General features: G+C 61.8%; 20 protein-coding genes. 10 read left to right on the top strand and 10 right to left on the bottom strand.

The window, feature by feature from the left end; all coding sequences use genetic code 11:
* The first annotated feature begins 64 nt into the window (after nucleotides 1–64).
* Both ACFPWW_RS01450 and mfd read left to right on the top strand, forming a co-directional pair.
* Entirely contained in the window at nucleotides 65–367 is a 303-nt protein-coding gene (locus ACFPWW_RS01450) for a succinate dehydrogenase assembly factor 2 (RefSeq protein ID WP_112567923.1), read from the top strand.
* Complete coding sequence (gene mfd / locus ACFPWW_RS01445; protein ID WP_377310012.1) at nucleotides 364–3870, top strand: transcription-repair coupling factor; 3507 nt, start codon at nucleotides 364–366, stop codon at nucleotides 3868–3870. The genes ACFPWW_RS01450 and mfd overlap by 4 nt, the downstream gene beginning before the upstream one ends.
* Before the next feature lie 61 nt (nucleotides 3871–3931).
* Here the strand turns inward: mfd and ACFPWW_RS01440 are convergent, their stop codons facing one another.
* Nucleotides 3932–4603, bottom strand: coding sequence for a DsbA family oxidoreductase (locus ACFPWW_RS01440; protein WP_377310010.1), 672 nt, complete (start codon nucleotides 4601–4603; stop codon nucleotides 3932–3934).
* Nucleotides 4604–4727: 124 nt separating this feature from the next.
* Nucleotides 4728–6530 carry an extracellular solute-binding protein gene (locus ACFPWW_RS01435; RefSeq protein ID WP_377310009.1) on the bottom strand — a complete coding sequence of 601 codons (1803 nt, stop codon included), beginning with the start codon at nucleotides 6528–6530 and terminating at the stop codon, nucleotides 4728–4730.
* Nucleotides 6531–6816: 286 nt separating this feature from the next.
* Between ACFPWW_RS01435 and ACFPWW_RS01430 the strand changes: the two genes are divergently transcribed.
* Entirely contained in the window at nucleotides 6817–7488 is a 672-nt protein-coding gene (locus ACFPWW_RS01430) for an invasion associated locus B family protein (protein ID WP_112567915.1), read from the top strand.
* Nucleotides 7489–7597: 109 nt separating this feature from the next.
* On the opposite strand, the gene hspQ is transcribed toward ACFPWW_RS01430, so the two are convergent.
* From hspQ to ACFPWW_RS01415, 3 genes are all read right to left on the bottom strand, one after another.
* Nucleotides 7598–7927, bottom strand: coding sequence for a heat shock protein HspQ (hspQ, locus tag ACFPWW_RS01425; protein WP_112567913.1), 330 nt, complete (start codon nucleotides 7925–7927; stop codon nucleotides 7598–7600).
* Between the two features lie 155 nt (nucleotides 7928–8082).
* The gene (gene glnA, locus ACFPWW_RS01420; protein ID WP_112567911.1) at nucleotides 8083–9492 is read right to left on the bottom strand and encodes a type I glutamate--ammonia ligase; all 1410 of its coding nucleotides are present in this window, start codon (nucleotides 9490–9492) and stop codon (nucleotides 8083–8085) included.
* A 78-nt stretch (nucleotides 9493–9570) separates the two neighbouring features.
* Nucleotides 9571–9909 (bottom strand): P-II family nitrogen regulator, encoded by a 339-nt coding sequence (locus ACFPWW_RS01415; RefSeq protein WP_003539626.1) that lies wholly within the window; start codon nucleotides 9907–9909, stop codon nucleotides 9571–9573.
* A gap of 344 nt (nucleotides 9910–10253) precedes the next feature.
* On the opposite strand from ACFPWW_RS01415, the gene ACFPWW_RS01410 reads away from it, so the two are divergent.
* Nucleotides 10254–11726, top strand: coding sequence for an NAD(P)H-hydrate dehydratase (locus tag ACFPWW_RS01410; protein WP_377310002.1), 1473 nt, complete (start codon nucleotides 10254–10256; stop codon nucleotides 11724–11726).
* A gap of 105 nt (nucleotides 11727–11831) precedes the next feature.
* Here the strand turns inward: ACFPWW_RS01410 and ACFPWW_RS01405 are convergent, their stop codons facing one another.
* Genes ACFPWW_RS01405 through uvrA form a run of 3 tightly spaced genes read right to left on the bottom strand, consistent with a single transcriptional unit; the run spans nucleotide 11832 to nucleotide 16045 of the window.
* Nucleotides 11832–12638 (bottom strand): DUF72 domain-containing protein, encoded by an 807-nt coding sequence (locus tag ACFPWW_RS01405; RefSeq protein ID WP_377310000.1) that lies wholly within the window; start codon nucleotides 12636–12638, stop codon nucleotides 11832–11834.
* A 24-nt stretch (nucleotides 12639–12662) separates the two neighbouring features.
* Entirely contained in the window at nucleotides 12663–13124 is a 462-nt protein-coding gene (locus ACFPWW_RS01400) for a GNAT family N-acetyltransferase (RefSeq protein ID WP_112567905.1), read from the bottom strand.
* A complete protein-coding gene (gene uvrA / locus ACFPWW_RS01395; protein ID WP_112706168.1) occupies nucleotides 13121–16045 on the bottom strand; it encodes an excinuclease ABC subunit UvrA in 2925 nt (974 codons plus the stop codon). Before uvrA ends, ACFPWW_RS01400 begins: the two co-directional genes overlap by 4 nt.
* A 255-nt stretch (nucleotides 16046–16300) precedes the next feature.
* Here uvrA and ACFPWW_RS01390 point away from each other — a divergent pair, with 255 nt between their 5' ends.
* A complete protein-coding gene (locus tag ACFPWW_RS01390; RefSeq protein ID WP_112567901.1) occupies nucleotides 16301–16849 on the top strand; it encodes a single-stranded DNA-binding protein in 549 nt (182 codons plus the stop codon).
* Nucleotides 16850–16896: 47 nt separating this feature from the next.
* Here the strand turns inward: ACFPWW_RS01390 and ACFPWW_RS01385 are convergent, their stop codons facing one another.
* Nucleotides 16897–17544: a MarC family protein gene (locus ACFPWW_RS01385; protein WP_112567899.1), complete on the bottom strand. Its 648-nt coding sequence runs from the start codon at nucleotides 17542–17544 to the stop codon at nucleotides 16897–16899.
* A 224-nt stretch (nucleotides 17545–17768) separates the two neighbouring features.
* On the opposite strand from ACFPWW_RS01385, the gene gyrA reads away from it, so the two are divergent.
* The 5 genes from gyrA to ACFPWW_RS01360 all read left to right on the top strand — a co-directional run bounded on the left by gyrA (nucleotide 17769) and on the right by ACFPWW_RS01360 (nucleotide 23974).
* On the top strand, nucleotides 17769–20570 hold the full coding sequence (gene gyrA, locus ACFPWW_RS01380) for a DNA gyrase subunit A (RefSeq protein WP_112706170.1): 2802 nt from the start codon (nucleotides 17769–17771) through the stop codon (nucleotides 20568–20570).
* Between the two features lie 96 nt (nucleotides 20571–20666).
* Nucleotides 20667–22160, top strand: coding sequence for an FAD-binding protein (locus tag ACFPWW_RS01375; protein WP_113498854.1), 1494 nt, complete (start codon nucleotides 20667–20669; stop codon nucleotides 22158–22160).
* A gap of 10 nt (nucleotides 22161–22170) precedes the next feature.
* The gene (locus tag ACFPWW_RS01370; RefSeq protein WP_112754456.1) at nucleotides 22171–22578 is read left to right on the top strand and encodes a hypothetical protein; all 408 of its coding nucleotides are present in this window, start codon (nucleotides 22171–22173) and stop codon (nucleotides 22576–22578) included.
* Complete coding sequence (locus ACFPWW_RS01365) at nucleotides 22578–23651, top strand: hypothetical protein (RefSeq protein ID WP_377309993.1); 1074 nt, start codon at nucleotides 22578–22580, stop codon at nucleotides 23649–23651. The genes ACFPWW_RS01370 and ACFPWW_RS01365 overlap by 1 nt, the downstream gene beginning before the upstream one ends.
* A 20-nt stretch (nucleotides 23652–23671) precedes the next feature.
* Nucleotides 23672–23974 carry a hypothetical protein gene (locus ACFPWW_RS01360; protein ID WP_377309992.1) on the top strand — a complete coding sequence of 101 codons (303 nt, stop codon included), beginning with the start codon at nucleotides 23672–23674 and terminating at the stop codon, nucleotides 23972–23974.
* A 58-nt stretch (nucleotides 23975–24032) separates the two neighbouring features.
* Here ACFPWW_RS01360 and ACFPWW_RS01355 read toward each other — a convergent pair whose 3' ends face one another.
* On the bottom strand, nucleotides 24033–24167 hold the full coding sequence (locus ACFPWW_RS01355; RefSeq protein WP_377309991.1) for a hypothetical protein: 135 nt from the start codon (nucleotides 24165–24167) through the stop codon (nucleotides 24033–24035).
* Between the last annotated feature and the right edge of the window lie 118 nt (nucleotides 24168–24285).

Below are 24285 nucleotides of genomic sequence, written 5' to 3'. Positions count from 1 at the left end.
TTGGCAAGGCTGACAAGCCGCTTTCGAGGGTCTATAGAGGCGCATCAACAAGGAAGGTGATGCCATGACAGGAGTAACGCTCACGAGCGCCGGTCTCGACCCGCGCCGACGCCGGATTCTTTTCCGCTGCTGGCATCGCGGCATCAGAGAGATGGACCTTGTCTTCGGTCAGTTCGCCGAAAACGAACTTCCCACCATGAGCGAAGCCGAGCTCGACGAGTTCGAGACGATCATGGCCGAAGAGGATAACGATCTCGTGCGCTGGATCATGGGAACCTGGCCGACGCCCGAGCATTTGCAGACCCCCATGTTTGCCCGCATCGCCGCTTACAAGCCCGATTTCGAGACGCCCCGGATACCGGAATGATCCCTGGTTTTGACGCCAAGAAACTCGCAGCCGCCGCCGAGCCGCTGACGATCGGCAACGTGCCGGCCGGCATGGAGCCGCTATTGCTCGCCGAACTCGCCCGCAACGGCGAGCCGGTCGCCTATGTTCTGTCGGACGGCCATCGCATGGCCGATCTGGAGCAGATGCTGGGTTTCGTGGCGCCCGATATTCCGGTTCTGACGCTGCCGGCCTGGGACTGTCTACCCTACGACCGCGTCTCGCCGAGCGCCGATACCTCGGCGCGCCGCCTCGCGGCCCTCTCCGGCCTGATCGCGCACCATAAGAAACCGCATGCGGCCATCGTGCTGGTCACGGTCAACGCCATGCTGCAGAAGGTGGCCCCGCAGGACATCATCGAAAGCCTGGCTTTCTCGGCGCGCCCCGGCAATCAGGTGCGCATGGACGATATTGCCGGCCGGCTGGAGCGCAACGGTTTCGAGCGGGTGGCGACCGTGCGCGAAGTCGGCGAATATGCCGTACGCGGCGGCATCCTCGATGTCTTCGTGCCCGGTTCGGAAGAGCCGGTTCGCCTCGATTTCTTCGGCGATACGCTGGAATCGATCCGCAGCTTCGATCCCGCCAGCCAGCGCACGACGGGGCAGGTGCGCTCCCTCGATCTCAATCCCATGAGCGAGGTGACACTGACCCCGGATACGATCAGCCGCTTCCGCAAGAATTACCTCTCCACCTTCGGTGCCGCCACGCGCGATGACGCGCTCTATCTCGCCGTATCGGAAGGTCGCCGCTACCCCGGCATGGAACATTGGCTGCCGCTCTTCTACGAGAAGCTGGATACGGTGTTCGATTACCTCTCCGGCTTCCGCATCGTCACCGACCATACGGTGCGTGAAGCGGCCGAAGAACGCTCCAAGCTCGTCTATGACTATTACGATGCGCGCCTGAATTCCGGCCAGCAGGGCAAGGGCCAGATGGCGCAGGGCACGCCCTATAAGCCGGTGACGCCCGGCCAGCTCTATCTCGACAGCAAGACCTTTGCGCGCACGCTCGATGCGATCAACGCGATCAGGGTCTCGCCCTTCAACGAGCACGAGGGGGAGGCGCGCCGCGTCGTCAATCTCGATGCGCGCCAGGGCCAGCGCTGGGCGCGCTCCAATGCCGAAGGCGGCGGGGATGCCGAGCGTGTCAACATCTTCGATGTGGTCGTCAGGCACATTGCCGATAAACGCGCCGGCGGCGCGAAGGTCGTCATCACCGCCTGGACCGAAGGGTCTCTGGAGCGCCTGCTGCAGGTTTTGAACGAACACGGCCTCGAACGGGTCAAGCCGATCGCGGCGCTGAAGGATGTGTCGGGCCTCGCGAAAGGTGAGGCGGCGGCTGCCGTGCTCAGCCTCGAATCCGGCTTCGAGAGCGGCGATCTCGTCGTCATCGGCGAGCAGGATATTCTCGGCGACCGCATGGTGCGCCGTTCCCGCCGCCGCAAGCGCGCCGCCGATTTCATTTCCGAAGTCGCCGGCCTCGACGAAGGATCGATCGTCGTCCACGCCGAACACGGTATCGGCCGTTTCGTCGGGCTGCGCACGATCGAGGCGGCAGGCGCCCCGCATGCCTGCCTCGAACTGCAATATGCCGACGATGCCAAACTCTTCCTGCCGGTCGAAAACATCGATCTGCTCTCGCGTTTCGGTGGCGAAAGCACCGATGTCCCGCTCGACAAGCTTGGCGGCGGCGCATGGCAGATGCGCAAGGCCAAGCTCAAGCGCCGCCTGCTGGATATGGCCGATGCGCTGATCCGCATCGCCGCCGAACGCCTGACGCGCCACGCGCCGGTGCTGACGACGCCGGAAGGGCTCTATGACGAGTTCGCCGCCCGTTTCCCCTATGACGAAACGGAGGATCAGGACAACGCGATCGAAGCCGTGCGAAGCGATCTCGGCGCCGGCCGCCCGATGGACCGCCTCGTCTGCGGCGACGTCGGCTTCGGCAAGACCGAAGTGGCCCTGCGCGCCGCCTTCGTTGCGGCCATGAACGGCGTGCAGGTTGCCGTCGTCGTACCGACCACGCTGCTCTCCCGCCAGCATTTCAAGACATTCTCCGAGCGTTTCCGCGGTCTGCCGGTCCGCGTCCAGCAGGCCTCGCGCCTCGTCGGCTCCAAGGAACTGGCGCTGACGAAAAAGGAAGTGGCCGAGGGCAAGACGGATATCGTCGTCGGCACCCATGCGCTGCTCGGCGCCGGCATCAAGTTCGCCAATCTCGGCCTGCTGATTATCGACGAAGAGCAGCATTTCGGGGTCAAGCACAAGGAGCGCCTGAAGGAGCTGAAGAGCGACGTCCACGTCCTGACGCTGTCGGCAACGCCGATCCCGCGCACGCTGCAGCTTGCCATGACCGGGGTGCGCGAGCTCTCGCTCATCACCACGCCGCCCGTCGATCGCATGGCGGTGCGCACCTTCATTTCGCCCTTCGACAGCCTCGTCATCCGCGAAACGCTGATGCGCGAGCACTATCGCGGCGGCCAGAGCTTCTATGTCTGCCCGCGCCTTGCCGATCTGGCGGATGTGCACGCCTTCCTCCAGTCCGACGTGCCGGAGCTGAAGGTCGCCGTCGCCCACGGCCAGATGCCGGCCGGCGAATTGGAGGACATCATGAACGCCTTCTACGAAGGCCGCTATGATGTGCTGCTCTCGACCACCATCGTCGAATCCGGCCTCGATGTTCCCACAGCCAACACGCTGATCGTCCACCGCGCCGATATGTTCGGCCTTGCCCAGCTCTACCAGCTGCGCGGCCGCGTCGGCCGTTCGAAGGTGCGCGCCTTCGCGCTCTTCACGCTGCCGGTCAACAAGGTGCTGACGGCAACCGCCGAACGCCGCCTCAAGGTGCTGCAGTCGCTCGATACGCTCGGCGCCGGCTTCCAGCTCGCAAGCCACGACCTCGATATCCGCGGCGCCGGCAACCTGCTCGGCGAGGAACAGTCCGGCCATATCAAGGAAGTCGGCTTCGAGCTTTACCAGCAGATGCTGGAAGAGGCCGTCGCCGAAGTGAAGGGTATCGACGAGATTGCCGATACCGGCTGGTCGCCGCAGATTTCCGTCGGCACGCCGGTCATGATCCCCGACAATTACGTGCCGGATCTGCATCTGCGCATGGCGCTCTATCGTCGTTTGGGCGAACTGACCGATCTCAAGGAGATCGACGGCTTCGGCGCCGAGATGATCGACCGCTTCGGGCCGATGCCGGCGGAAGTCCAGCATCTGCTGAAGATCGTCTATATCAAGTCGCTCTGCCGCACGGCCAATGTCGAAAAGCTCGATGCCGGCCCGAAAGGCGTCGTCGTGCAGTTCCGCAACAAGGAATTCCCGAACCCGGCCAATCTCGTCGGCTATATCGGCAAGCAGGGCACGATGGCGAAGATCCGCCCCGACCACAGCCTGTTCCTGACCCGCGACCTGCCGACCCCGGAAAAGCGCCTGCAAGGCGCCGCTGTCATCATGACGCAACTTGCGGAACTGGCCAAAAGCTGAGGGCAGCCCGGCTAAACCGGACTGCCCCACTGTCTTCCCAATTTGACGATGCTGGCGCGGGTCAGTTCAACCCGGCGCGCGCTTCGGCTTTCGCCTTGGCGATCTCGCGGAGCGCGCCCGCCAGCACATCCGGCGTCTGCGCGCCGCTGACGGCATATTGCTGGTCGAAGATGAAGAAGGGCACGCCGTTGACGCCCATGCGCTGTGCCGCATCGATTTCCGAGAGAATGACGCTGCGGTCGGCATCCGAAGCAAGCAGGGCGGCGATGACCGGGCGCTGCAGGCCGGCTTTCTCGGCGATATCGAGCAGCACTTCGTGATCGCCGACATTGCGGCCTTCTTCGAAATTGGCCTTGAACAGCGCCGACACGACCGCTTCCTGCTTCTGCCGGTCCTCGACGACGGCCCAATGGATCAGCCGATGCGCGTCGAGTGTGTTCGGGCCGATCTTGATGGCTTCGAAATCGAAGTTGATGCCCACCTCGCGGCCGTATTCCGTGAGCATCTTGTGCGCCTGCGCCACACGTTCTGCGCCGCCAAGCTTCTCTTCCAGCATCTTCTTCTGGTCGACGCCTTCGGGCGGATAGTCGGGGTTGAGGCGATAGGGGCGCCAATTGATATCGACGCCGATTTCATCCTGCACCTCGGCGATAGCCAGCTCCAGCCGCGCCTTGCCGAGATAGCACCAGGGGCAGACGACATCGGAGACGACGTCGATGGTGATGCGTTCCATTCCGATTTCCTTGTTCTTTAACCTCCGATGGCGCAGGGCCGAGATCGGAGCAATGTTCCGGACGATCTTTAGAGGAAGGTCGCGGCAAGAGAAAGGAAATAGAGCGGCGCGCCGGATGATGTGACTATTGCGCGCTCGCATCCCACCAGGTCTGCAGCTGGTAGCCGTAGAGCGGCATCTTGTCGGGACGCCCGATGCGCTTGTTTCGCGCCACCCATTGCTGATCGATGTGATACAGCGGCAAGACATAGTGGTTGGAAAGCAGCAGCCGGTCGTAGGAGCGCACCGAAGCCGTAAAATCCTCGGTCGAGCGTGCCCGCAGCAGGTGATCGATCAGCGTGTCGATATTCGGATCGTTGGCGCCGGCGAAACTGTCGGTGCCTTCGCGGGTGCGGGCTGCGGACGACCAGCGGCCGAGCTGCTCGTTGCCGGGTGACAGCGACGAAGTATAGGCCTTCATAATCATGTCATAGTCGAAACTGTTGGTCCGGCTCTGATATTGCGAATCATCGACGGTGCGGATCGAGGCGGCAACGCCGATCGTCTGCAGCGAGCGCTGGTAGGCGACGGCGAGTTTTTCCTGATCGGGGTTCTGCGTCATGATCTCGAAGGCGAGCTGCTTGCCGCTGGCATCCGCCATCTTTCCGCCCTGGATCGTATATCCCGCCTGTTTCAGAAGATCGACGGCCTGTTTCAGCACCTTGCGGTCGCGTCCCGAGCCGTCCGTCTCCGGCAGCTTGTAGCTGCCGTCGAGAATGGCGGGGTCGATCTTGTCCTTGATCGGGCCGAGCAGTTCCAGTTCGCGCGCATCGGCCGGTACGCCGAAACTCGAAAGGTCGGAATTCTGCCAGAAGCTTTGCGTGCGCTTGTAGGCGCCCGAATAGAGATTCTTGTTGGCCCATTCGAAATCGAAGACCAGCGACAGGCCCTCGCGTACCTTGATATCGGCAAAGATCGGCCGCCTCGTATTGAAGACGAAGCCCAGCATGCCGCTCGGCAGTTTCGGCTGGAAGACATCCTTCACGACAGTCCCTGACGTCGCGGCCGGGAAGTCGTAGGCGCTCGCCCAGTGCCCCGGATTGCCGTCGAGATAAATGTCGATATCGCCTTTCTTGAAGGATTCGAAGAGCGTCGTATCCTGCAGGAAATATTGCACGCTGATCTGGTCGTAATTGTCCATGCCCACCTTGGCCGGAATATCCTTGCCCCAGTAGTTCGGATCGCGCTCATAGGTGATGCTCTCGCCGGGCTTGAGGCTTTTGACCTTGTAGGGGCCGGATCCCACCGGCGGCGTCAGGGTCGTGCGGTCGAAGGTTTCCGGGTCGATCGCATGTTTCGGCAGCACCGGAAACAGGCCGAAGATCAGAGGTGTCTCGCGATCGGCCTTGTCGTTGAAAGTGAAGCGCACCCCGTGTTCGCCGACCTTCTCCATCTTGGAAACGACGTCGAGACGCCTGGAGAAGGGCGGACGGCCCTTGTCGCGCAGCAGTTCGAAGGAAAACATCACGTCCTCGGGCGTCACGGGCTGCCCGTCGGACCATTTGGCCTTGGGATTGAGGTTGAACTGCACGAAGGTGCGGTCCTCGTCCCATTCCACGGTCTCGGCGAGTAGCCCGTAGAGCGTGAAAGGCTCGTCGCTGGAGCGCTGCAGAAGTGCTTCGTAGACCAGGTTGCCGAACTGCGGATCCCACATGCCGCGCGCGGTCGTGCGGTTGCTCTTGATGATGAAGGGGTTCAGGTTGTCGAAGGTACCGACCACGCCATAGGTGATCTTTCCCCCCTTCTTCACGTCCGGATTGACGTAGGGGAAGTTCTTGTAGTCGGCGGGCAGCGCCGGTGTGCCGTGCATGGCGATACCGTGCACGGGCTCTGCGGCGGCGGCACTGGCGGCAAGCGCAAAAGCGGCGAAAAGGGCGATCCGGAGCATTGCTGAAATTCCTTGATGCGCGGCAATGGGCACGATTCGCCGGAAGGGTAGCATGTGACAGCTCGATTCCAACCGCAGCCGCCGCTTTCTTTACCTATGTGCCAAAATGCCCGCGAAATTGCCAAAGAAATGCTGGATATCTTCAGCGGTGCGATGTAACACGTGACCCGAAGTTTTTGGGGTCATGCATTTGCCTTAATTTTCCACGAGGTGGAGTGCCGAACGACCCGGTGGTTGGGGCGGCCGAACGTAGCCCCGCAACGGATATCAGGAGACGGAATTCGTTATGATGTTCAAGTCTGAAAAGAAAATGCGGGCAGCACTGTCCGTTATGGCAGTGATCTTCGGTGCTTCGGCTCCGGTTTCGTCCTTCGCACAGGACGCGGCCGCCCAGGCTCCGGCAGCGTCGGCAGACGCGCCCGCACAGGCTGTCGGCGCACCGCGCCTCGGCTGGTACAAGACCTGCAGCAAGCAGGAAGACAACGACATCTGCGTTGTTCAGAACCTGGTTCTTGCCAATGGCGGCCAGCTCGTTACGGCCGTTGGCCTGATTTCGGTTTCCGGCAAGATCAACCGCAAGATCCTTCAGGTTTCGGTTCCGGCCGCACGCCTGATCCCTCCGGGCATCAGCATGCAGATCGATGGCGGCAAGGGCCAGAAGCTCGATTACGCCGTCTGCCTGCCCGACAAGTGCACCGCTGAAATCCCGCTGACGGACGCCATGATCGCAAGCCTCAAGAAGGGCAGCGACGTGGTCTTCACCTCGATCAACTTCCGCCGCGCTCCGAACCCGATCAAGGTTTCGCTCGAAGGCTTCACCGGCGCTTATGACGGCGAACCGGTTTCCGAATCGAAGCTCGCCGAAAGCCAGCGCAGCCTGCAGGACAGCATGCAGAAGAAGGCTGAGGAAGCCCGCAAGAAGCTGGAAGACGCCCAGAAGGCAGCAAAGGCCCAGTAATCAGGGCCTTCAGGAATTCATGAAAAACCCGGTCACGAGCCGGGTTTTTTGTTGCCCAAAAGAAAGGCCCCGTCATGCGGGGCCTTGTCACGGAGGTCATGGGTCCGACTTAGTGGGCGAAGCTCATCTTGGGTTTGAACTGGCCCGTCGGGCTGCGGTCGAAGATCTGCTCGACCTGCGGATTGCGAAGCGGCGTGTCGCTCTCGTCGCTGACCAGGTTCTGCTCGGAAACGTAGGCGACATATTCGCTTTCGTCGTTTTCGGCGAGCAGATGGTAGAACGGCTGGTCCTTGCTGGGGCGGACTTCCGCGGGAATGGAATTCCACCACTCTTCCGTATTCGCGAACTCCGGATCAACGTCGAAGATGACGCCGCGAAACGGAAAAACCTTGTGCCGGACCACTTCGCCTATACTGAACTTTGCAACTCTTTCTTTCATGGTACGACTTCCTTTCTCACCCAATTTGGTGATCGGTCCCCCGCAAATCAAGATTTTTGCGGGATTTCGTCACATGACTGTCATCTGCGCCCATCGGTCCTCCTGGCCTCCGGATCGAAAAAAGCCCCGGCGAACCGGGGCTTTCAAGTCTTGTCTTATGCCGAGTAGTACATGTCGTATTCGACAGGATGCGGTGTCATTTCGAAGCGCATCACTTCGGCCATTTTCAGTTCGATGAAGGCATCGATCTGATCGTCGTCGAAGACGCCGCCGGCCGTCAGGAACTTGCGGTCCTTGTCGAGGCTTTCCAGCGCTTCGCGCAGGCTGCCGCAGACGGTCGGGATCTTCTTCAGTTCCTTCGGCGGCAGGTCGTAGAGGTCCTTGTCCATGGCCTTGCCGGGATGGATCTTGTTCTTGATGCCGTCGAGGCCGGCCATCAGCATGGCGGCGAAGGCGAGATAGGGGTTGGCGGTCGGGTCCGGGAAGCGGACCTCGACGCGCTTTGCCTTCGGGTTGGAGCCGAACGGAATGCGGCAGGAGGCCGAGCGGTTGCGGGCCGAATAGGCGAGCAGGACCGGTGCTTCATAACCCGGGACGAGACGCTTGTAGGAATTCGTCGACGGGTTGGTGAAGGCGTTGATCGCCTTGGCATGCTTGATGATGCCGCCGATGTAGTAGAGGCAGGTTTCCGAAAGGCCGGCATATTCGTCGCCCGCAAAAGTCGGCTTGCCGCCCTTCCAGATCGACTGGTGCACGTGCATGCCCGAGCCGTTGTCGCCGAAGATCGGCTTCGGCATGAAGGTTGCCGTCTTGCCATAGGCATTGGCGACCTGATGGACGACGTATTTGTAGATCTGCATCTTGTCGGCGTTGCGCACGAGCGTGTCGAACTTGATGCCGAGTTCGTGCTGGGCGGCAGCCACTTCGTGGTGGTGCTTTTCGACGACGACGCCCATTTCGGAGAGAACCGTCAGCATTTCCGAACGCATGTCCTGGGCGCTGTCGACAGGCGGAACCGGGAAATAACCGCCCTTGACGCGCGGACGGTGGCCGAGGTTGCCGGTCTCGTAGTCGGTATCGTCGTTCGACGGCAGTTCGGTGGAATCGAGCTTGAAGCCGGTATTGTACGGATCGGCCTTGTACTTGACGTCGTCGAAGACGAAGAATTCGGCTTCCGGGCCGACGAAGATCGTGTCGCCGATGCCGGATGCCTTGAGGTAGGCTTCGGCCTTCTTGGCGGTGCCGCGCGGGTCGCGGTTATAGGCTTCGCCGGAAACCGGGTCGAGAATGTCGCAGACGATGACCATGGTCGACTGAGCGAAGAACGGGTCCATATGCACCGTTTCGGTGTCGGGCATCAGCACCATGTCGGACTCGTTGATGGCCTTCCAGCCTCCGATCGAGGAGCCGTCGAACATCACGCCATCGGCGAACATGTCTTCATCGACGCAGGCTACGTCCATCGTCACGTGCTGCAGCTTGCCCTTGGGATCGGTGAAGCGCAGATCGACGAACTTGACGTCGTTGTCCTTGATCTGCTTCAGGATTTCGCTTGCACTCGCCATAAGATGCTTCCTCTGTTTTGTGATGACTTTACGTTATGTGCGATGAGGATAGATGGCCCTGCCGGACGGCAAAGCCGGTCAGATGGCATCGATACCGGTTTCACCGGTGCGGATGCGGATAACCTCCTCGACGTTGGAAACGAAAATCTTTCCATCGCCGATGCGCCCCGTCTGCGCGGCCTTGCGGATAGCGTCAATCACGGCTTCCGCGTTTTCGTCTGCGAGCACGACCTCAACCTTCACCTTCGGCAGGAAATCGACGACATATTCGGCGCCGCGGTAGAGTTCGGTATGGCCCTTCTGGCGACCGAAGCCCTTCGCTTCCGTGACAGTGATACCCTGCAGACCGACTTCCTGAAGGGCTTCCTTCACCTCGTCCAGCTTGAAAGGCTTAATGATCGCTTCGATCTTTTTCATGAGAAAATGTCTCTCCGCTTCTCCCGTTACAGCAGGAACTTTCCCGCTCGCGGGATATGATGCAGATATCGTGCCAGTTTGAAATCCGTCTCGGTCAAAAAATCGCGGAATTTTACGTGCGCGGCCCTGTTTGCCTGCATTTGCATGTCGTTTTGATGAAAAACGAGGTTCGCAAGGCTGCATTTTTTGCAAAACTGGCGTGAAAAGCGAAAAAATCGTCCCGACGTCAATTTCGGGAGGCCATCATCGATTCGATTAAAAAATATGCATATGCCTAAAGCGTGTGCTTTTGTTTTTGTGGTCATGCGGTTGTTTTTTAGGCGCTTTTTGAATTGAATGGTGTGATGAGCGAACGCCTTCCAGATCTTCTCCTGACACCTGCTGAAATGGCTGCGGCTGATAGGGCCGCTGCCGCATCCGGTATCGATACCTACGGCCTGATGGAGAAAGCGGGGGCTGCGGTCGCTGCCGCTGCATTGCGTCTCTATCCGGGTGCGCAGCGTTTTGCCGTATTTTGCGGCCCCGGCAACAATGGCGGCGACGGTTATGTCGCCGCCCGGCTTCTGTGGGAGAGCGCCGCGCCGGTGGAGATTTTCCATCTCGGCGATCCGAACAGGCTCAAGGGGGATGCGGCCCGCGCAAAGGCGGCCTGCGGGCGGACGGGACAGGATATAGGCCGCTACGCACCGCGGCAGGGCGACGTCGTCATTGACGGCCTCTTCGGAGCCGGCCTTGCGCGCGATGTTCCCTCTGACGTGGCCGATCTGATCGGCAAGGTCGGGAAGGCGGGCGTTGCCGTCGTCGCCATCGACCTGCCATCCGGCCTTGACGGGCGCACCGGCGCGGTGCTCGGGGCCGCCTTCCGCGCGGCCCATACCGTGACCTTCATGACCCGCAAGCCCGGCCATCTGCTGATGCCGGGCAGGGAGCTTTGCGGCCGCCTGGAAATCGTCGATATCGGCATTCCGGGCCGCATCGTCAGAGCACAGACGAATGGGCGCGTGGCCGAGAACACGCCGGTCGTCTGGCGCTCCGCCATGCCGGCCGAACAGCTGGAAACCCACAAATACAAGCGCGGCCATCTCGTCGTGTTTTCGGGCGAGGCGAGCAAGACGGGGGCGGCCCGAATGTCCGCGATGGCCGGCCTGAAAGCCGGGGCAGGGCTGGTGACGATAGCCGCACCGACGGAAGCCCTTGCAGCCAACAGCGCCCATCTGACCGCCGTCATGCTGCACGCCATCGATGATGCGGCGGCATTGGGGCACTGGCTTGAAGACGCACGGCTTCAGACTTTCATCCTCGGACCCGGATTCGGGATTGGAAAGAGAGCCCGCAAATTCGTATCCCTGTTGCGCGACCGCCGGCTCGTTCTCGACGCGGACGGGATCAGCTCGTTCAAGGACGACCCGCAGGCACTGTTCACGCTGTTTAAGGGAGAGCCGCGCCTCGTTTTGACGCCGCATGACGGCGAGTTTGCCCGCCTCTTTCCCGATATCGCAGCCGACAAGGGGGCAGGCAAGGTGGACAAGGCACTGGCCGCAGCCAGCCGCTCCAACGCCGCGATCATCTACAAGGGAGCGGATACGGTCATAGCCTCGCCGGACGGGCGGGCGCTGATCAACACCAACGCGCCGGTCTGGCTCGCCACTGCCGGCTCCGGCGATGTGCTGGCGGGTATTGTCGGCGGCCTGCTCGCCCAGGGCCTGCCGGCCTTCGAGGCAGCCGCTGCCGCTGTCTGGCTGCATGGTGAGGCAGGCCATCGCGCCGGCAAGGGCCTGACGGCCGAAGACCTCGCAGCCCAGGTGCTGCCCTTCTGAAGCATGTCACATAGCAGCGTGCCGCAGTTTTTGGCAGCAACGCGCGAAAACAGCAGCCAGGCGCGGCGAGCGAATCTGAAAGATTGCCCGGCACGCCTGAAACGATCAGCCGTCGACCCGCTTCTGCAGGGCAATCGCCCCGTGCGGCGCATTGACCTTGCCCTCGTGGATCATGAAGGCAAAAACGTCACGCGGCTCGGCCTTGACCTTCCTGTTCTTGTCGATCAGCGGCAAGTCCTCAGGCACTTTGCCTTCGGACCAGGCCTGAAGCCGTTTGGTCCAGTCCTTCAGCTCCGGTTCCGGATAGCAGGTCGCAATATCGTCCGATCCCTTCTGCAGCCGGGTATAGACGAAATCCGCGGTCACATCGGCGATCATCGGATAATCGAAATGCTCGGCGCAGACAGGTGCCACGCCGTATTTTTCGAGCAGGGCGACGAATTCCGGCACCTTGAAGGAATCGTGCCTGACTTCCACGACATGGCGCAGCTTCAGCCCGTCCTGCTTGTCCGGCAAGAGCTTGAGGAAGGCTTCGAAATCGTCAGGCTCGAATTTCTTGGTCGGCGCGAACTGCCAGAGCAGGGGGCCGAGATGGTCGCCGAGTTCGCTGATCCCGGAGGAGAGGAATTTCTCCATCGACTCCCCGGCTTCGGCCAGCACGCGCCGGTTCGTCGTAAAACGCGTCGCCTTCAGCGAAAAGATGAAGCCGTCGGGCACATCGGCCGCCCATTTGGCGAAGACCGCGGGTTTCTGCGTGCTGTAATAGGTGCCGTTGACCTCGATGACCTTGAGCTGGCGGCTGGCATAATTCAGCTCGTCCTTCTGCTTGAGATTGGCAGGAAAGAAATGGCCGCGCCACGGCTCGAATGTCCAGCCGCCGATTCCCACGCGGATCGTGCCCGATTTGCTCATCTGTTCCTCCTCGCTTGCGATCGCTCAGACCGCGCCAACCTTTTTCATCATGTCGACGATGGTCCATCCTGGCCGATAGGGATTGGGCCGGCGACCCGTTTCCTGAAAACCGAAGGCGCCATAAAGCGCGATGTTCCGCTCCATTCGCGCATTGGTATAGAGCCGGACCTCAGGCACTTCCCAGTCCCGTGCCCTGTCCTCCAGCCATGCGAGCATGGCCGCGCCATGTCCCGCACCCTGGAAATGAGGCGATACCGCGATACTGAAGAGCATCACATGGTCTGCATGGCGCTCGACGACCGAGAGCCCCGCCAGGGCACCCCCGGTCTCGCGCAACCATACTTCACCGCGCTCGATCCGCGGCCCGTAATCTTCAGTCACCGGGATCGGCGGGGTGCCGAAAAGATCGGTATAGGGCTGATAGGCGGCCGTCGTCAGCGCCACGACGGCGGGCAGGTCCGCTATCGTGGCAAGCCGCATGGTCATTCCGCCGCTGCAACCACCTTCTTGACCGGCCGCCGCTCCAGCAGATCCTTCAGGAATTGTCCGGTATAGGAGCGCTTCTCCTTGACGATCGTCTCGGGCGTGCCGACCGCCACGATCTCGCCGCCGCCATCGCCACCCTCCGGGCCGAAGTCGAGGATCCAGTCGGCGGTCTTGATGACTTCGAGATTGTGCTCGATGACGACGACCGAATTTCCCTGGTTGACCAGTTCGTGCAGCATTTCCAGAAGCTTGGCGACGTCGTGGAAATGCAGGCCGGTGGTCGGCTCGTCAAGGATATAGAGCGTGCGCCCCGTCGAGCGCTTCGACAGTTCCTTGGCGAGCTTGACGCGCTGCGCCTCGCCGCCCGAAAGCGTATTGGCCTGCTGGCCGACCTTGATATAGCCAAGGCCGACATCGAAGAGCGACTGCAGCTTGTCGCGCACGGCCGGAACCGCCGCAAAGAATTCCACGCCTTCCTCGACTGTCATGTCGAGCACGTCGGAGATCGATTTGCCCTTGAAGGTCACGTCGAGCGTCTCGCGGTTATAACGTTTGCCGTGGCAGACGTCGCAGGTGACATAGACGTCGGGCAGGAAATGCATCTCGATCTTGATGACGCCGTCGCCCTGGCAGGCCTCGCAGCGGCCGCCCTTGACGTTGAAGGAGAAACGGCCCGGCTGGTAGCCGCGCGCCTTGGCCTCCGGCAGGCCGGCGAACCAGTCGCGGATCGGCGTGAAGGCGCCGGTATAGGTGGCGGGGTTCGAGCGCGGCGTGCGGCCGATCGGCGACTGGTCGATGTCGATCACCTTGTCGATATGCTCGAAACCGTCGATCCGATCGTGATCGGCGGGAATTTCGCGGGCACCCATGACGCGGCGCGCCGCCGACTTGTAGAGCGTTTCGATCAGAAAGGTGGACTTGCCGCCACCGGAAACGCCCGTCACAGCCGTGAACACGCCGAGCGGGATCGCCGCCGTCACGTTCTTCAGATTGTTGCCGCGCGCGCCGACGACCTTGATCTCCTTACCCTTCTTGGGCTTGCGCCGCTCGTCGGGCAGGGCGACGCCGAGTTCGCCCGACAGATATTTGCCGGTCAGCGATTTCGGATTGGCCATGATTTCCTGCGGAGTGCCATGCGCCACCACCTGGCCGCCGTGCACGCCGGCGGCAGGGCCGATATCGACGACATCGTCGGCCGTCAGGATCGCGTCCTCGTCATGCTCGACGACGATGACCGTATTGCCGATGTCGCGCAGGTGTTTCAGCGTCTCGAGCAGGCGCGCGTTGTCGCGCTGGTGCAGGCCGATCGACGGTTCGTCGAGCACATAGAGAACGCCGGTCAGGCCGGAACCGATCTGCGAGGCAAGGCGGATACGCTGGCTCTCGCCACCGGAAAGCGTTCCGGAATTGCGCGACAGGCTCAAATATTCAAGGCCGACATCGTTGAGGAAGCGCAGGCGGTCGCGGATCTCCTTGAGAATGCGCACCGCAATCTCGTTCTGCTTGGCGTTGAACGTCGCCGGCAGCGCCTCGAACCAGTCGCGGGCGACGCGGATCGACATCTGCGTGACCTCGCCGATATGCAGCTTGTTGATCTTGACCGCGAGCGCCTCCGGCTTCAGGCGGAAGCCGCCGCAGGCCGGGCAGGGGGCCGCCGACATGAAGCGCTCGATATCCTCGCGCGCCCAGGCCGAATCCGTTTCCTTCCAGCGCCGTTCGAGATTGGGCACGATACCCTCGAAATTCTTCGAGGTCGTGTAGGAGCGCGCGCCGTCGGCATAGTGGAATTCGATCTTCTCGTCCGTACCGTTCAGGATGACGTCCTTGGCCTTCTCCGGAAGGTCGTTCCAGCGGCTGCCGAGCTTGAAACCGAAATGTTTGCCGAGCGCTTCGAGCGTCTGGTTGTAATAGGGCGAGGTCGATTTTGCCCAGGGCGCAATCGCGCCATCGCGCAATGTCCGCTCCGGTTCCGGCACGATCAGGTCGGGATCGATCTTCTGCTGCGAGCCGAGGCCGTCGCAGGTCGGGCAGGCGCCGAACGGATTGTTGAACGAAAAGAGGCGCGGTTCGATTTCGGGAATGGTGAAGCCGGAGACCGGGCAGGCGAATTTTTCCGAAAACAGCACGCGCTCATGCGTCTCGTTGAGCGACTTGTTGGCAGAGCCGCCGGCCGCGGTTTCCTCGGGCGGCAGCGGCTTGTCGGCGAATTCGGCAACGGCAAGCCCGTCGGCGAGCTTCAGCGCCGTCTCGAAACTGTCGGCCAGGCGCGAGGCCATGTCGGGGCGCACGACGATACGGTCGATGACCACGTCGATATCGTGCTTGTATTTTTTGTCCAGTGTCGGCGCGTCGGCGATCTCGTAGAACTGGCCATCCACCTTGACGCGCTGGAAGCCCTTTTTCATCAGCTCCGCCAGTTCCTTCTTGTACTCGCCCTTACGGCCGCGGATCATTGGCGCCAGAATGTAGAGGCGCGTGCCTTCGTCGAAGGCGAGCACCCGGTCGACCATCTGGCTGACCGTCTGGCTCTCGATCGGCAGGCCGGTCGCCGGGGAATAGGGAACGCCGACGCGCGCAAAGAGCAGGCGCATGTAGTCGTAGATTTCGGTAACGGTGCCGACCGTCGAGCGCGGGTTGCGCGAGGTCGTTTTCTGCTCGATCGAGATGGCCGGCGAGAGCCCGTCGATCTGGTCGACATCGGGCTTCTGCATCATTTCCAGGAACTGGCGGGCATAGGCCGAAAGGCTTTCGACATAGCGGCGCTGGCCTTCGGCATAGATCGTGTCGAAGGCCAGCGAGGATTTGCCGGAGCCGGAAAGCCCGGTCATGACGATGAGCTTGTTGCGCGGCAGATCGAGGTCGATGCCTTTCAGATTATGCTCGCGCGCGCCGCGGATGGAGATCGTCTTCAGTTCGCTCATCGTCTCTGCTTCAGGTCGTTTGGGGAATAACAGCCCTTATTTAGTGATGCCGACGGTCGAGTCGAGGCTGAATGTCCGGAACAACAAATGTTTTCGATTCTGTTGACAGGATCATAGCGAATAATTAGAACAAATAAAGAACAAAATTCCTTGTGGATTAAGAGGGCCTGGATGCGCATCGCATGTCCTCTATGGTTTAAGGTGCGCCGATGATTTTTGAACGCCGCCGGTCAGGGCGGCAGTAAGGTGAATGGTATGGCTGGCAGTGTGAACAAGGTAATTCTTATCGGAAACGTGGGTGCCGACCCCGAAATCCGCCGCACCCAGGATGGCCGGCCGATCGCCAATCTTCGCATCGCGACCTCGGAAACCTGGCGCGACCGCAATTCCGGCGAGCGCCGCGAAAAGACCGAATGGCATACGGTCGTCGTCTTCAACGAAGGCCTGTGCAAGGTTGTCGAACAATATGTGAAGAAGGGCGCCAAGCTTTATATCGAAGGCGCGCTGCAGACCCGCAAGTGGCAGGACCAGAACGGCAACGACCGTTACTCGACCGAAGTCGTGCTGCAGGGCTTCAATTCGACGCTCACCATGCTTGACGGTCGCGGCGAAGGCGGCGGCGCAAGCTCCGGCTTCGGCGGCGGTCGTGGCGGCGATGATTTCGGTGGCGGCGGCTATGGAGACGATTACGGCTCCGGCCCGTCTTCCGGCGGCGGTCGCAGCGGCGGCGGCAATCGTGGCGGCGCCGGCAGCGGCGGTGGCGGCAACTTCTCGCGCGATCTCGACGACGACATTCCGTTCTGATCGAAGCTGTCAGAATGAATTGACGACGGCGCCTGTTGGCGCCGTTTTCATGTCGGCGTGGCGCTTATCAGGTTGAGGGCGGACTTTGCGCCATCGACGACGAATTGCGCTGCAAGTGCGGCGAGGATCACCCCGAGAAGGCGGGTCAGGATCGCCCGGCCGGTCACGCCGAGGAAGCGGTCCAGCCGGTCGGCGAGGAAGAGCACCACCAGCGTGATCAGCAGGCAGCCCGCGATGACGCCGATCAATTGCGCGCGCTCGACCGTGGAGGGCAGGGTGCCGCCGAGCAGGATCGTCGCCGAAATCGCGCCCGGCCCGGCAATCAGCGGCAGCGCCAGCGGGAAAACGGCGATATTTTCGATATGGTCCTTGGTGATCGCCACTTCCGTGGTCTTTTCCTTGCGGTCCTGCCGCCGCTCGAACACCATTTCGAAGGCGATCCAGAACAGCAACAGGCCGCCGGCCAGCCGAAAGGCGCCGATCGAAATGCCGAGCACGCCGAGCACGCTGGAACCGAACAGCGCAAAGACCGCAAGGATGATGAAGGCGATCGTCACGCCGCGCAGCGCCACCTGCTTGCGCTCCGGGCGGCTCATGCCCACGGTGAGGCCAAGAAAGAGCGGCGCAAGTCCTGGCGGATCGATGGTGACGAGCAGCGTCGTGAATGCGTTAATCAGTTGGTCGGCGCTTGCCATCGGTTCTCCAAAACCCCATATACACGCTTGTTTTTGATGATTGTGATGCGCGGCTTCCGATTTGGCAAATACATGATCTCCTTTCGTCTTTCACCATGGGCAAATGCCGCGATTTGCCCTCTTTAGACCGCAAAAGCCTGTTCAAAACTGCCGGCCAAATTGGCGTGGGAACAGGCTTTCCGCTATAAATCTTCGAGTGATTCTAGAAGAGAACGTGAACCGTTTTGACTGAGCAAACACCCCCCGGCGGCGGGAAGCTCCCGCCAGGCATCGAGCCGATCTCCATTATGGAGGAAATGCAGCGGTCCTATCTCGATTACGCGATGAGCGTGATTGTGTCCCGCGCACTTCCCGACGTGCGCGACGGCTTGAAGCCCGTGCACCGGCGCATCCTCTATGGCATGTCCGAGCTCGGCATCGACTGGAACAAGAAATACGTCAAATGCGCCCGCGTTACCGGGGACGTGATGGGTAAATACCATCCGCACGGCAATGCCGCGATCTATGACGCGCTCGCCCGCATGGCGCAGGACTGGTCGCTCCGCCTGCCGCTGATCGACGGCCAGGGCAATTTCGGCTCCGTCGACGGCGACCCGCCGGCGGCCGAACGCTACACCGAATGCCGCCTGCAGAAGGCGGCGCATTCGCTGCTCGACGACCTCGACAAGGAAACGGTCGATTTCCGCGACAACTACGACGGCACGCTGTCCGAGCCGGTCGTGGTTCCCGCCAAGTTCCCGAACCTGCTCGTCAACGGGGCAGGCGGCATCGCCGTCGGCATGGCGACGAATATTCCGCCTCACAATCTCTCCGAGGTCATCGACGGCTGTATTGCGCTGATCAACGACCCGGCAATCGAACTGCCGGACCTGATGCAGATCATTCCGGGTCCCGACTTCCCGACCGGCGCCAAGATCCTCGGCCGCGCCGGCATCCGCTCGGCCTACGAAACCGGCCGCGGTTCCGTCGTCATGCGCGGTGTTGCCACCATCGAGCCCATGCGCGGCGATCGTGAGCAGATCATCATCACCGAAATTCCCTATCAGGTGAACAAGGCGACGATGATCGAGAAGATGGCCGAGCTGGTGCGCGAAAAGCGCATCGAGGGCATCTCCGACCTGCGCGACGAATCCGACCGTCAGGGCTACCGCGTCGTCGTCGAGCTGAAGCGCGACGCCAATGCCGACGTCATCCTGAACCAGCTTTACCGCTATACGCCGCTGCAGACCTCCTTCGGCTGCAACATGGTGGCGCTGAACGGCGGCAAGCCGGAACAGCTGACGCTGCTCGACATGCTGCGCGCCTTCGTCTCGTTCCGCGAGGAAGTCGTTAGCCGGAGAACGAAATTCCTGCTCCGCAAGGCGCGTGAACGTGCCCACGTCTTGGTGGGTCTCGCGATTGCGGTTGCCAATATCGACGAAGTCATCCGCGTCATCCGCCAGGCACCGGACCCGCAGTCGGCCCGCGAAGAACTGATGACCCGCCGCTGGCCGGCGGAGGATGTCGAGAGCCTGATCCGCCTCATCGACGATCCGCGCCACCGCATCAACGACGACCTGACCTATAATCTCTCGGAGGAGCAGGCTCGCGCCATCCTCGAGCTTCGCCTCGCCCGCCTGACGGCTCTCGGCCGCGACGAAATCGGCGATGAACTCAATAAGATAGGCGAGGAAATCAAGGATTACCTCGATATCCTGTCGTCGCGCGTGCGCATCCAGACGATCGTCAAGGACGAGCTTGCCGCCATCCGCGACGAGTTCGGCACTCCGCGCCGCACCGAGATCGTCGACGGCGGTCTCGAAATGGACGACGAGGACCTTATCGCCCGCGAAGACATGGTCGTGACCGTCTCGCATCTCGGCTATATCAAGCGCGTCCCGCTGACGACCTACCGGGCGCAGCGCCGCGGCGGCAAGGGCCGTTCGGGCATGACGACCCGCGATGAGGATTTTGTTAGCCGGCTATTCGTTGTCAATACCCACACGCCGGTCCTGTTCTTCTCCTCGCGCGGTATCGTCTACAAGGAAAAGGTCTGGCGCCTGCCGATCGGCACGCCGCAGTCACGCGGCAAGGCGCTCATCAACATGCTGCCGCTGGAACCCGGCGAACGCATCACCACCATCCTGCCGCTGCCCGAGGATGAGGACAGCTGGGATAACCTCGACGTCATGTTCTCGACGACGCGCGGCACTGTGCGCCGTAACAAGCTCAGCGACTTCGTGCAGGTGAACCGCAACGGCAAGATCGCCATGAAGCTGGAAGAGGAGGGTGACGAAATCCTCTCCGTCGAGACCTGTACCGATCAGGACGACGTGCTGCTGACGACGGCGCTCGGCCAGTGCATCCGCTTCCCGGTCGATGACGTCCGCGTCTTTGCCGGCCGCAACTCGATCGGCGTGCGCGGCATCAATCTCGGCGAAGGCGACCGCATCATCTCAATGACGATCGTCGGCCATGTCGATGCCGAGCCGTGGGAACGCGCCGCCTACCTCAAGCGCTCCGCCGCCGAACGTCGGGCGACCGGCGTGGACGAAGAGGATATTGCGCTGGTCGGCGAGGAAGTCACCGAAGAGGGACAGCTCTCCGACGACCGCTACGAAGAGCTGAAGGCGCGCGAACAGTTCGTGCTGACGGTTTCCGAAAAGGGCTTCGGCAAGCGGTCGTCTTCGTATGATTTCCGCATCTCCGGCCGTGGCGGCAAGGGTATCCGCGCCACCGACACGTCGAAGACCGGCGAAATCGGCGAACTGGTCGCCGCCTTCCCGATCGACGATGGCGACCAGATCATGCTCGTTTCCGATGGCGGCCAGCTGATCCGCGTTCCCGTCGGCGGCATCCGTATCGCCAGCCGCGCAACCAAGGGTGTCACGATCTTCTCGACCGCCAAGGATGAAAAGGTCGTCTCCGTCGAGCGCATCAGCGAGCCGGAAGAGGAAGAAACGGCCGACAATGGTGACGAAGCGGTGCTTTCCGAAGGCGGGGCGCCTGCCGCGGGAGAAGCCGACGAGACCCCGTCGGGCGAATAATTTTACCACATTCGCGTTGCGAACCGGGCGGCCCCTGCCGCCCGGTTTTTTATTGCGCTATGAAGAACTTGCCGATTCATCCGGAGGGGGAATGTTATGGGCAGGTGGACAAGGCGAGGGGTGCTGGCCGGCATTTCGGCCGCAGCCGGCGTTGCGGCGGGGCGTTTCCTGCTTCAGCCGCAAAGCGATCCGGGACCGGCCTTTCCAGCGGAGATTCCCGTGGAGGACGGCGCGATCGTTCTCAACGATGCCGGAGAGCTGACGCCGACGCGGGTGGCGGTCCATCTGACCGTCAGGGAGCCGCCGCAGGACGCCATGACCGGCCGGTTGCGCACGGCGCTCGCCGAGGCCGTCAAGGCAAACAGACCCTTCATCGCCAGCGCTGCGCGCCATTCGATGGGCGGCCAGAGCCTTGCCGAGAACGGCACGGCGCTCACGCTCGATCAGGACTGGCTGGAGGCGGATACGACCTCAAGGACCTATCGTGTCGCCGCCGGAGCCCGTTGGTCGACGGTCATTTCCAAGCTCGATGCCATCGGTTTCTCGCCCGCCGTCATGCAGTCCAACAATGATTTCGGCGTTGCCAGCACATTCTCGGTCAATGCCCATGGCTGGCCGGTTCCCTTCAGCGGATGCGGCAGCACGGTGCGGTCCATCAGGCTGATGACGGCGGACGGCAATCTCGTGACCTGCTCGCGCACGGAAAATGCGGAACTCTTCAACCATGCCATGGGTGGCTACGGTCTTTTCGGCATCATTACCGAGCTCGAACTCGACATGGTGCCGAACCTGTTGCTGGAGCCGAGTTTCGAGCATCTGGCGGGCGAGGATCTCGGGCGCCGTTTTGCCGAGGTTCTGGCGAGCGACGGCACCATCGCCATGGCCTATGGCCGCATGGATATCTCGCTCGATCGCTTCTTCGAAGATGCACTGCTGATTACATATCGCGCTGCGTCGGACCAGACCAGGATACCTCCAGCTTCCGGTTCCGGTTTCATAAGCCACGTCTCGCGAGACATCTTCCGCGCGCAGCTCGGTTCGGACAGGGCCAAGCATCTGCGCTGGTGGACGGAGGCCGTCGTCAATCCATCCATCGCAGCGCAGGCGACGCGCAACAGCCTGATGAACGAGCCCGTCGTCACGCTCGATGACCGGGATCCGTCCCGCACCGATATCCTGCACGAATATTTCGTCGCGCCGTCGCGTTTCGCCGATTTCGTCAATGCCTGCCAGGAGGTCATTCCGGCTTCCTACCAAGAGCTCCTCAACATCACGCTGCGCTATGTCGATACCGATCGCGACAGCGTGCTGGCCTATGCGACGGAGCCTCGCATTGCCGCGGTCATGCTCTTCTCCCAGGAAAAAACGGTAAGAGGCGAGGCCGACATGCAGCGCATGACGCAAGCCCTGATCGAGCGCGTGCTGGCCATCGGCGGCAGCTACTATCTGCCATACCGGCCGCATGCCAGGCTGGATCAGTTCACCCGCGCCTATCCGCGCGCCGGCGAATTCGCCGCCACCAAGCGCCGGCTGGATCCCGCCCTTACCTTCCGCAACCGTTTCTGGGATCGCTATCTCGCAAGCCTCTAGGGGGATCATCATGTCCAGGCTTCGGCTGATTGCCATGCTCTATACTGTGGTTCTGCTCTTTGCGGCCGCTTTGAACTATATTCCCGGATTGACGGATGCGCAGGGACGCGCGTTCGGCATCTTCGCGCTCGATATCTATGACGACAGCCTGCATCTGGCCTCTGCCGCCTGGGCCGCCATCGCTGCCTTCCTGTCTGCCCGCGCTTCCCGAAACTTTCTTTTCTATTTCGGTCTGCTCTATTTCAGCGATGGCCTGCTTGGGCTGGCAACCGGGTCGGGCTATCTCGATCTCGGCATCGTCAACTACGGCGTTCAGGACCTTCCGTTCACCTTCAAGATCCTCGCCAACCTTCCGCATCTCTTCCTGGGCGGCGCAGGGATTGCCTCCAGCTATATCTTCCGCCGGGAGGCTCCGTGATGCGACGCCTTGTCAAGACCGTCGGCTGGCTGCTTGCGGCTCTCGTGGTCGTGGTCCTGCTGCTGTTGAGCCCCGTCGCCTATGTCGAGACCTTCTGCCATGCCGATCCCGAACCCGACGGCTACAAGCCGCTGATAGCGGATGCCGAATTCCGCCGGCAGGAGGCCAATACCTACCTCACCTATCCCGAGTGGCACATCGTCTATGCCTATGACGGCCTTGCCGAAATCCTGAAAACGGGCGACGAACATGGCTTCGGCTATTTCTCCAGCGTGCGGGATTTCTGGACGGCCGATTGTGCGCTGACGCGGATTGCCGATCGGCATGGCGGCGCCGACAGCGAGACGCGCATGATGATCGCGACGATCGGTGTCAGCTTCACGCTCGAAATGGGCCTGAAGGCCGCCTATGAGGAAACGATAGGACGGGTTTTCGCGCTCTGGCGCGGGAGTGAAAAGACGCCCCAGGATATTGTCGCCCGCGATATGGCGATCGATTATGCCGCCTTCCTTCGCCAGACCCCGTGGTACAAATATCCCTTTCAGCCCTGGATCGACAGGCTCTGGGCCGCGCCGGTGGAAGAGCCGCTGCGCGGCTGGGAGCGCCGCCTGGCGCTCGGCGGCGAATGGCGCGCCAAGATTGCCTATGCCGGCGTGATCGCCAGCGCCGTTGCCGCAACCGGCGAGGCGAAGCTGACGATCCGATCGGTCGTTTCAGGCCTGCCGGCTGCCGCGCTTTCAGCTATACCCGACGTATCGGTCATTTCGGAAAGTGCCGATGGCGTACTGATCGAGACGCCGCGCTACGACCGTTTCACCCATATCCTCGCTGAGATCGCCACGGCGGGTGGCGCAATCCGCGAGATTGCCGGCAATGACGAGATCATGGTGTCGCTGACTGTGCCGCGGGGGACGGAGCCCGGCAATCTGCCCGGCGAGGCGATTGCGCGCCTGTCTCGCACAGGTTTTGCCAGCGACCGTCTGCTCGTTTCGGTCAGGATGGCCGATCTTGCACCTCTGCTCAAAGGCCGGCCGATTGCCGATCCCGGGCTCGAACATATATTCGATTTCTGAAACATCGGACGGATGGCCCCTTGATCAGACGCTTGGCGCGCAGGACAGGCATTGCGATTGCGGTCGTCGCCGCAGTCTTCGGGCTGTTTGCCGTCGTCTTTGCCGCAACCGGTAAGGCGCCGGCCGCCGTGGTTTTTCCCGCCGCCAGCATCGAGCCCGGCGCCTTGCCGGAGGGCGTTTCGATCCTGCGGTGGGGCAGGGGCTTTGCCGTCGTCACGAGCGAGCGCAGCGACTATGTGCGCGCGCTCTATGGCAGGGGCGCGCTGCTTGTCCTGCCGCTGCGAAAGAGCGGCTGCCTGGCGCTGCGGCCGTCGCCGGCATGAGAAAAGCCGGATGCAGAACATCCGGCTTGCGTTCAGGCTTTGCGCTGGGAGAGCGGCTTTAGAAAGCGCTGTGCTTCTCGTTCATCGATTTCACGTCCTCGCTTTCACGGCGCAGCGCGGAAATCGTTGAGGTCACGGACACGATGAACATGATGCTGATGAGTGCTGTCAAAACTGTCAGGATCGTGAACATGGTGGCGTTCCTTTCTGTCGAGGGTTGCGTTCACGCCCCTCAGTACTGGCCGAGAACGCTTACGGAGCGAGCCGAAGCGTAGGGACCATATACTTTGGAGGTATCGATCTTCTGGTTG

Source organism: Rhizobium sp. GCM10022189, assembly GCF_042656325.1.
In the GTDB taxonomy this organism is placed as follows: Bacteria; Pseudomonadota; Alphaproteobacteria; order Rhizobiales; family Rhizobiaceae; genus Rhizobium.
Note: the sequence above shows the minus strand (reverse complement) of the source record. Positions and strands in the feature narration are given on the sequence as shown.